The sequence below is a fragment of the Terriglobales bacterium genome (assembly GCA_035937135.1).
Lineage (GTDB): Bacteria > Acidobacteriota > Terriglobia > Terriglobales > Acidobacteriaceae > DASYVL01.
This window is the reverse complement of record DASYVL010000183.1, coordinates 1-8,114: the sequence shown is the minus strand read 5'-3', so window position 1 is coordinate 8,114 and position 8,114 is coordinate 1. Positions and strand designations below refer to the sequence as shown.

Annotated in this window: 10 protein-coding genes; 5 read left to right on the top strand and 5 right to left on the bottom strand. The window is 63.9% G+C overall.

Annotated features, from left to right (window positions below):
- Positions 1-111: 111 nt before the first annotated feature.
- The 3 genes from VGQ94_10720 to VGQ94_10710 form a co-directional block, all read right to left on the bottom strand.
- Positions 112-423, bottom strand: coding sequence for a zinc ribbon domain-containing protein (locus VGQ94_10720; GenBank protein HEV2022982.1), 312 nt, complete (start codon positions 421-423; stop codon positions 112-114).
- Positions 420-1,028 carry an FmdE family protein gene (locus VGQ94_10715; GenBank protein ID HEV2022981.1) on the bottom strand — a complete coding sequence of 203 codons (609 nt, stop codon included), beginning with the start codon at positions 1,026-1,028 and terminating at the stop codon, positions 420-422. The genes VGQ94_10720 and VGQ94_10715 overlap by 4 nt, the downstream gene beginning before the upstream one ends.
- 221 nt (positions 1,029-1,249) lie before the next feature.
- Entirely contained in the window at positions 1,250-1,945 is a 696-nt protein-coding gene (locus VGQ94_10710) for a response regulator (protein HEV2022980.1), read from the bottom strand.
- Positions 1,946-2,211: 266 nt separating this feature from the next.
- Here VGQ94_10710 and VGQ94_10705 point away from each other — a divergent pair, with 266 nt between their 5' ends.
- Positions 2,212-2,964: a dolichyl-phosphate beta-glucosyltransferase gene (locus VGQ94_10705; protein HEV2022979.1), complete on the top strand. Its 753-nt coding sequence runs from the start codon at positions 2,212-2,214 to the stop codon at positions 2,962-2,964.
- A 59-nt stretch (positions 2,965-3,023) separates the two neighbouring features.
- Positions 3,024-3,620: a cysteine dioxygenase family protein gene (locus VGQ94_10700; GenBank protein ID HEV2022978.1), complete on the top strand. Its 597-nt coding sequence runs from the start codon at positions 3,024-3,026 to the stop codon at positions 3,618-3,620.
- Between the two features lie 4 nt (positions 3,621-3,624).
- On the opposite strand, the gene VGQ94_10695 is transcribed toward VGQ94_10700, so the two are convergent.
- On the bottom strand, positions 3,625-4,701 hold the full coding sequence (locus VGQ94_10695) for an AI-2E family transporter (protein ID HEV2022977.1): 1,077 nt from the start codon (positions 4,699-4,701) through the stop codon (positions 3,625-3,627).
- Between the two features lie 232 nt (positions 4,702-4,933).
- Here VGQ94_10695 and VGQ94_10690 point away from each other — a divergent pair, with 232 nt between their 5' ends.
- Positions 4,934-5,200: a hypothetical protein gene (locus VGQ94_10690; GenBank protein HEV2022976.1), complete on the top strand. Its 267-nt coding sequence runs from the start codon at positions 4,934-4,936 to the stop codon at positions 5,198-5,200.
- A 19-nt stretch (positions 5,201-5,219) separates the two neighbouring features.
- On the opposite strand, the gene VGQ94_10685 is transcribed toward VGQ94_10690, so the two are convergent.
- Complete coding sequence (locus VGQ94_10685; protein HEV2022975.1) at positions 5,220-5,915, bottom strand: VIT family protein; 696 nt, start codon at positions 5,913-5,915, stop codon at positions 5,220-5,222.
- Between the two features lie 182 nt (positions 5,916-6,097).
- On the opposite strand from VGQ94_10685, the gene VGQ94_10680 reads away from it, so the two are divergent.
- Positions 6,098-6,580 (top strand): ATP-binding cassette domain-containing protein, encoded by a 483-nt coding sequence (locus tag VGQ94_10680; GenBank protein ID HEV2022974.1) that lies wholly within the window; start codon positions 6,098-6,100, stop codon positions 6,578-6,580.
- A gap of 778 nt (positions 6,581-7,358) precedes the next feature.
- A partial coding sequence (locus VGQ94_10675) for a FecR family protein (GenBank protein ID HEV2022973.1) occupies positions 7,359-8,114 on the top strand: 756 nt, incomplete at its 3' end.

Sequence of the window (8,114 nt, the reverse complement as noted above, 5' to 3'; positions counted from 1 at the left end):
CGCGAAGGGAAAGCGGCAGCTCCGGCCCCACGATGCCTTTCTTGCCAAACGAACCCAAACCCCTCAGCGCTGGACGCCCTTCCCTCCGGAAGGGCGTCGTTTCTTGCGGGCTCAGGCCGCGGGCGGAGCGGGCGGAGGCGCAGCGGGAGCTAAGCTGAAGGCGCAGTAGGGGCAGACTCGCGCTCCGGAGGGCACGGGCCGGCCGCACTGCGGGCACAGCCGCAGCGGGTCCAGGCACATCATCACGATGAAGGCGATGAGCGCCCCCACGGGGTGAATGCCGAACCACATCCAGTGCGGCGAGCGGTGCTTCTTGTTCGCCGCCTTCACGCCGAACACGATCAGGCAAGCCCAGATCCCCAGAAAAATCAGCACCATGACGAGCACTGCGATGATGGCTACTGCCTGGCCTTGGTCATTCATGCTTTGTCTCCTCCACCAGAGCTTGAGAGCGGCTCGTAGTATCGCTCGCCGGCGCACCCGTGGCAAAGGATTTTTCCGTCGCGCTTCACTTCGCGGCGGAAATTGATGCCTTCGCCGCAGGCTTCACACACCACCCGCTCGGCCTTGTAGCCCGGAAACTCCTCCGGCGGCAGCGTGACCTTTACCGCCTGGCAATCGAACAGCTCGTCGTCCGGCATCTCGCGGTAGGCCAGCATCTGTTGCTGGTTCTTGTCCTCGAGTTCCGGATGCAGGGCCCGCGCCCGCGCCTTGGACGATTCCCGGGCCGCGATGCGTACCGCGCGGCCGGTGCTGACGTCCACGAAGGTGGCCGCCACTTTCCCCCAGTCGCGGAACTTCAGCGCCCGTTTGCCCAGGCGGCAGCCGGTGACCAGCGACACCGCGTCCGTGGCGCAGCGATCGATCTCCACGAAGGTCACCAGGCGCTTGCGGTCCGCGCCCCGCGGATCGGAGATTGCCAGCTTCTGCAGGCCCAGCATGGCCAGCCGGACGCCCAGCACCTGGCCGGCGCACAGGTGTCCGTGGGCAACTTCGGCGTCGCGCAGGTATTCGTCCAGGGTCTTCATGGATTCTCTTCCGCCTTCAGCTCCTCGTCGGGGGCGGGGTCCACGACGTGCCCGCACACTTCGAATGTGCGCCGCTCGCCGCCCTCAGACACAAGGGTCATTCGGGCGAGAGCAACAAGAGGACGCACGAACCGCGCGCGCATAGGCCCAAAGCCTAAACCTTGGTGCCCGAGGGCGCAACGGAACGGAGCAGAGGAAGCGGACGAGGAGGGGCGGGCCGGCTAGGGTTGGGTGGGGACCACGAAGCTGGTGAAGTGCTTCAGCCATTCGGCCAGCAATTGCTTCTGGGAAATCTGGGGGAGCTGCACGAAGCGGATCCCGGCGCGGGTCTGCTCGTCTGCCCATACCAACTCTCCGAAGCCTTCGATGGTCTTCTGGGTGCCGGGCAGGGGCAGGGTGATACGCATGGTGCGGCCGCCGGGCAGCGGCTCCGCCAAAATCACCGACATGCCGGTGTCACTCAGGTCGGTCACGATGGACTGGATCTGTGCTCCGCCCTCGAAGGTCAGCGAGGCGACCACCTGCAGGTTGTGGCGGTTCAGATTGCGGCGGTCGCGGCGCATGAGGTTGTGCGCCGCCCGCATGGTCAGCTTGGCGCGCTCGGGCGAGATGGGTTTGTGCACCACGAAGTTCGCGCCCATCTCGAACGCCGTCTTCAGGTGGGCGCGGCCGTCAATCAGCGCGAAGGTGACCATGTTCTTATTGGAGGCGGTGCGCCGCAGGGCCTTCATCACGTCGCCCGCGCCCCTCATCTCCATGTCCACGATCACCGCGTCGAACTTCTTGCGCGAGAACATCTCCATGCCGAACTCGAGCTCGGAGCAGACTTCCACTTCGACTCCCATTTCGTCCAAGAGCCGCCGCAGGGTTTGCAGCACCAGCGGGTCGCGGCAAAGCAGGAGTGATTTCAGCTTCATGCTGGACTTTTCTGGGGTTGCAGTTACGCCGCCGGCTGTGGCCGCAGAGAGAACGGCCAAGAGACGGTCTCGGTCAACCAATTTGGAGGAGCCAACCAATTTTCAATCCTTTTTGCGGGCTCTGGAAGGGCAGGGGGGGACCTTCGTCGGTCTGCAGAGTGCTTCGCTACAGCTAAAAATAATCCTTGGGGCTCGGGGTGTCAAGGGCCGGGGAGGGGTTTCTTCGCGGCGGGGGTGCAAAAGCCCTAAAATGGTCCTGCCCGCCGATGGAAACCACCTACAGCATCATCATTCCTGCCTATAACGAAGGCCAGCGGCTGGGTGCGACCCTCGACCGCGTCCTGGCCCACCTGGAGGCCTGCGGCTGGAAGGCCGAGGTGCTGGTGGTGGACGACGGCTCCACCGACTCGACCGCCGACCTGGTCCGCGAATACGCCCGGCGGCGCCCCACCGTCCGCCTGCTGCAAAACCCGGGCAACCGGGGCAAAGGCTACAGCGTGCGCAACGGCATGCTCCAGGCCTCGGGGGAGCTGCTGCTGTTCACCGACTCCGACCTCTCCGCGCCCATCACCGAGGCGGGGAAGCTGTTCGCGCGCATCGCCGCGGGCGCCGACGTGGCCATCGGCTCGCGCTGGCTCGACCCCGCCCTGCAGACCGCGCGCCAGCCCCTCTACCGCCAGTTGTTCGGGCGGATCTTCAACCTGCTGCTGCGCTTGATCCTGGGGCTGCGCTTCAAAGACACGCAATGCGGATTCAAGGCCTTCACCCGCCGCGCCGCCCAACTCATCTTCGCCCGCCAGCGCATCGAGCGCTGGGGCTTCGACCCGGAACTCCTCTTCCTTGCCGGCAAGCTCGGCCTGAAGGTCGAGGAGGTCGCGGTGGAGTGGGCGGACGATCCGCGCAGCAAGATCCGCCCGCTGCGCGACGGCCTGCGCATCTTCTCCGAGATGCTGCGCATCCGCTGGTACAGCCTCACCGGGAAATACTCCGGCCCCGAGCCGTCCCATGCGGCCAAATAGAGCGACTCGGCTTTCCTCGATTTTTACTATAATTCCCACGCGCAAGAAGGAGGACCCCGGTGCCCGCCCACACTGTACCTATCCAGGACTTCGTTGCCCAGCTTCGCCAGTTCCCCGAGTCCGACTTTTCCCGGCTGGAGGCCATCCAGGGCTTTCTGCGCTCCGCCCCGGTCCAGCCCGAGAGCCTTGCGTCGTATCTCACCTGGGACCGCCAGCACTACACCCGCAACTTGATCGACAAGACGCCACTCTACGAACTCATCGCCATCTGCTGGGAGGTGGGCCAGGGCAGCTCCACCCACAACCACCGGGAGCAGAATTGCTGGATGGCCGTCCCCATCGGCCGCCTGATGGTGCAGAACTACCGCGTGCTGTTTCAGGACCTGAAGGCAGGGAAGTGCCGGCTGGAGCGAACCGACAGTGTGGAGATGAATGCCGCCAATCCCATGGCGGTCGACCCCAGGGAGCCGGTGCACCGCGTCTACAACCCGGCGGAGTTCAATGCTCGCGCCGTCAGCCTGCACGTGTACTCCCGGCCCTTCGACACCTGCGACGTCTATTCCGAGGAGCAGGGAACCTGCGGTCCCATCCGGCTTTACTACAACACAGAGTACGGAGTGCCCAGCCCGCGGACCACTTCGTCCGAGTCCACTTAGGCGGCTAACCGGCCCTCGGGATTCCCGCCGGCTCCTCGGCCATCTCCTCCCGAAGGATGGCGAGCAGGGTGGCCAGCAAGGAGAAGATGACAGGGCCCAGGAACAACCCCACGAAGCCAAAGGTCAGCAGTCCGCCCAGGATGGCGAAGAGCAGCCACATGATGTGCAGTTGCATCCGTCCCCGCAGCACCAGCGGCCGGATGATGTGATCGGCCATGCTGACCACGGCGACGCCCCAGATGAGCAGGAAGATGGCCTTGCCGGTGTGGTCGGTCACCAGCAGATAGACCGCCGCCGGGCCCCACACCAGCGACGTGCCCACCACCGGGATCACCGAGCAGACGGCGGCCAGCATGCCCAGCATCAGGAAATTGTCGATGCCCGCGAAGTACAGGCCCACTCCGGTCAGCAGGCCCTGGGCCAGCGCCACGCCCACCAGCCCATAGAGCGTGGCCACCACGCTGGAGTGGACGGCGCGGTACACGCGCTCGACGCTTTCCCGCCGCAGCGGCAAAACCTCCGCCAGTCCATCCAGCCACTTGGCTCCGTCGCGAAAGAAGAAGAAGAGGAAAACCAGGGTCAGGATCCCGTCGGTGATGCCGTTGATCGCGCCTCCGGCGATGGACGAGCCCATGCCGAGCAGGAACTCGCTGGCCCGCTCCGGCAGCGCGTTCACCCGCTGGCGGATGTGGAACTGCTCCACGTCCACGTATTCCGACGCCCAGACTACGAAGCGATCCTCCCCGTGCTGCACGTAGGCCATGAACCCGCCTTCGCGCGTGCTCTGGTCGGAGATGTGCGTGGCGATGTGCGAAAGCTCGCCGCCGATCAGGTAGGTAAGCACGAAGGCGGGCACCGCCACTCCCAGGAACACGATCAGGGTGGAGATGAGCGCCGCCCAATCCCGCCAGCGAATGCGCCTCTGCAGCCAGGCGTGCAGCGGGTAGCACCCCAGGGCGATCACCGACGCCAAAATCAGGGGCCGCAGGAACGGCTGGACCATGTCTAGCGCCAGAAACAGCAGTACGGCGATCAGGATCGCCAGGAAGATCAGCCGCTTCTTGTGCGCGTCATTCGCCATGGGTCCCGCCACGCCTCCCGGGGCGGGGCGCGGGTTCAGAGTACATCACTCCATGGAAGCGCACGAAGGAGATTCAGCGCGAACCCGAGAGACGCGACTGGGCGCGGGCGGGTGCGGTTCGACGCCTGTGCAATAGGCAACAGCTTGCCTGCTGGCGCTCTGTCATAGTTCCGGTCGGGTGTCCGCAAGAGGTTCATTCGGAGGCCCCATTTCAGTTCCCGGAGTGAAAATCATGTCGGCGACGAGCAAGCCCCACGACGATGAACTTGGATCGGATTCGGCCGGGCAGTCTGGCGACCTTCAGCAAATCTCGGATGTAGCAGATGCGGATTCTGAGAGTGTGGAAGAATTACTCGAGGAAGGAAACGCGTTCGAAGCCGCTGCCGTATACGGGGTGGAGAACGCCAAGGACCCGGACGTGTCTGAGGTAACGACGCACGAGGTGCCTGCAGACGACGTCCCGGAAGAGTACTTGAACGAGGACGAACACGGCGCGTAAGCCGAATCGTTGATCCCGCTCACACAACGGTCCCGAACAGCGCCCCAACGCCTGCGGTCAGTGCCATGGCCAGCGCGCCCCAGAAGGTGACGCGGATCGCGCCCATGGCCACCCCTGCGCCCCCCACGCGCGCAGCCAGCGCACCGAGAAGCGCTAGGAACACCAGGGAAGTTCCAGAGACCAGAGGGATCAAACCCACGGCCGGGGCCATGGCCGTGACCAGGATAGGCAGGGCGGCGCCCACGGCGAAGCTGGCCGCCGACGCCAACGCCGCCTGAATCGGACGCGCACGGAAAGTTTCCGAGATGCCGAGTTCGTCGCGGGCATGCGCGCCGAGCGCGTCATGGGCCATCAGCTGCTCAGAGACCTGCTTGGCGAGCGCAGGATCGAGCCCGCGAGCGACGTAGATCGCCGTCAGTTCCTTGCGCTCGCCCTTGTAGTCTGCTTTGAGTTCCGCGCGCTCCAGCTTGAGTTCGGCCTGTTCGGTGTCAGCCTGGGAGTGGACCGACACGTACTCCCCGGCCGCCATCGACATCGCCCCAGCCACCAGGCCGGCCACACCAGCGACCAATACGTTGCTGTGAGTCGCATGCGCGGCTGCGACCCCGAGCACCAGACTCGAGGTTGAAAGGATGCCGTCGTTCGCGCCTAGCACCGCCGCGCGGATCCAGCCGATGCGTCCTGTGCGGTGTCGTTCTTGGTTGCTTGCAAGCATTCTTCAGGCCTCCTTGATACGGGAACCGCAAGAACCACGATACGGGAACCGCTGGAAACCGCGAAACACCCTCTTGTTCGGGCGCCGGTCCCCACGCGGCGGTGGTGGATCCTGCCCCGCGCCCCGATCTGTGTGCCGGCTTGTCGTCGGAACCGGTGCCATCCACCGTGACCTTGAAGAGCATGAACCAGAAGGAGCGTACACGCTTTCGCGGCGTGTCGATCGGCTTCGTGTTTCAGTTTTTCAACCTGCTGCCGGCGCTCAACGCGGTTGAGAATGTATCCGTACCGCTGCTGATCAACGGCCTATCCCGGAAGAACGCGGAAACCCGAGCAAGCGAAACTCTAGTCGAAGTAGATCTCGGCACGCGCCTGAGTGCGCTACCGGCGCAGCTCAGCGGTGGCCAGCAGCAACGCGTGGCAATCGCGCGTGCGTTGGTGCACGACCCGAAGCTGATTGTATGTGACGAACCGACAAGCAACCTGGATCATGAGACCGGGCGCAGCGTGATGAAGATTCTTCGAGGCGTAGCGAAAAGCCCCGGCCGGGCACTCATTGTGGTCACCCACGATCCACGGATTTTCGAGTTTGCGGATCGCATCGCACACATGAATGACGGCAAGATCATCGACGTCGTCGATGGCAAAAATATGGAGCGCGAATAGTGCGCCGCCCGGAAACTGACGGTGGGGCACTCAGTCCTCGCAGGGTGCATACCCAGCTAAGGTGACATTCTCAAAGTTTGGGGTTGCGAGCATAGCACTGCTTGCAAACTCCTCTGGGGTCAAAATGTGTTCTTTTTTGAACAGACCGCTCAAGCCTCGACCTGTCACTGTCAGACTTTTCAAAGACCTGGGGTTTTAAAATTAAAACTCTGGCTCAATCTGGCTCAAGAGGAGCAGTCATGGACCAACAGACCAGTCAGTACAAGTGTAAAGTGTGCAGCAAATCGTTCAAGTCTGAAGCTGAACTGCGCGAGCACGAAAAGACTTGCAAAGGCAGCTCAGGACAGAAGAGCACCTAACATAATGACTTCCTGCACACGCAGGTCCGGTGTCACGCCAAGAAGTGGCGCACATAGCGGCGGCTTGTCAAGCGTTCCGTCCATCTATAGGAAAAACAAGAATCCATTTCACTAAAGATAAACGAGTAGGCGGGTTTCTTACTGGGCGTGGTCTCACTGAAATTGAAATGGCGGTTAGACTGCCGCAGCAGCGGAGTCCCGCCCGCCCGCCGCACGCGCACGCCGATCCCGCACGCCCCGCGCGCACCGCGCCGTGTACGTGCCCGCCCCCGGTGGCTGGATTTTCCCGCTCGTATAGCTATCCCCGCCGAGGAGTTGACTTGGCCCTCTCCGCTGACTAGACTGTGCCCCTTGGTGCGGCCTCCGCCGGGTCCGGTTGACTAGCGGCTGTTCTCGTCCTCCACCTGGAGGAGGCGCTTATGTGCGACGCGGCTCGCTGGGTGCGCATAAGAAAGCTTCTGTGTCTTCTGCTGTGTCTGGCCCTTTCTCCGCTTCCCGCATGGTGCGCTCCCCAGGCTGCGACCCCGGCGGAACAGCGCGCGGGCGAGATTGGCGCACTTCGACCTGCGGCCACTCGCAACGACGTGGTGGCCCAGGTGAAGGACGACCTTCACTGGAACGACCTGCTCAAGACCGACGCCAGCGGCCGCCTGCGCGCCAACCTGGCGGACGGCTCCCTCCTCAGCCTGGGGTCGACCAGTCAGCTACGCGTCGCGCAGCATGACGCGGCCACGCAGCAGACTTCGCTGGAGCTGAATTACGGACGCTTGCGCAGCCGCGTCGTCAAGCTCACCCAGCCGGGAGCGAAATTCGAGGTGACCACGCCCCACGCCGTGTGCGGCGTCATCGGCACCGATTTCTACATTTTCGTGGACGCCGACCGCACCCTGGTCATCGTTTACAGCGGCCGGGTGGTAGTGAAGCGGTTGCAGAGAAACCAACAAAACCCCAATCAAGTGACGGCGGTCGAACCGGGAACGCCCGTGGATCCCGGGCAAATGCTGGAAGTGCGCAGCGGCCCGACCCCGCCCGGGGCTGCTCCGGAAGCGCTCAGGCCGGAGCCCACGCCGCCCGGCGTCCAGCAGGACAGCATCCGAGAAACCGCGGTGGAAGAACGGCAGTTCCCGTCGGGATGGAGTCGCACAAAGAAGCTTCTAGTTTTTGGCGGCATTGTG

What these genes read in the sequence shown, in the direction of transcription:
- VGQ94_10680 (HEV2022974.1), top strand. Translation starts at nt 6,098, where the DNA reads ATGAACCAGAAGGAGCGTACACGCTTTCGCGGCGTGTCGATCGGCTTC.
- VGQ94_10720 (HEV2022982.1), bottom strand. Translation starts at nt 423, where the DNA reads ATGAATGACCAAGGCCAGGCAGTAGCCATCATCGCAGTGCTCGTCATG.
- VGQ94_10685 (HEV2022975.1), bottom strand. Translation starts at nt 5,915, where the DNA reads ATGCTTGCAAGCAACCAAGAACGACACCGCACAGGACGCATCGGCTGG.
- VGQ94_10705 (HEV2022979.1), top strand. Translation starts at nt 2,212, where the DNA reads ATGGAAACCACCTACAGCATCATCATTCCTGCCTATAACGAAGGCCAG.
- VGQ94_10710 (HEV2022980.1), bottom strand. Translation starts at nt 1,945, where the DNA reads ATGAAGCTGAAATCACTCCTGCTTTGCCGCGACCCGCTGGTGCTGCAA.
- VGQ94_10695 (HEV2022977.1), bottom strand. Translation starts at nt 4,701, where the DNA reads ATGGCGAATGACGCGCACAAGAAGCGGCTGATCTTCCTGGCGATCCTG.
- VGQ94_10715 (HEV2022981.1), bottom strand. Translation starts at nt 1,028, where the DNA reads ATGAAGACCCTGGACGAATACCTGCGCGACGCCGAAGTTGCCCACGGA.
- VGQ94_10690 (HEV2022976.1), top strand. Translation starts at nt 4,934, where the DNA reads ATGTCGGCGACGAGCAAGCCCCACGACGATGAACTTGGATCGGATTCG.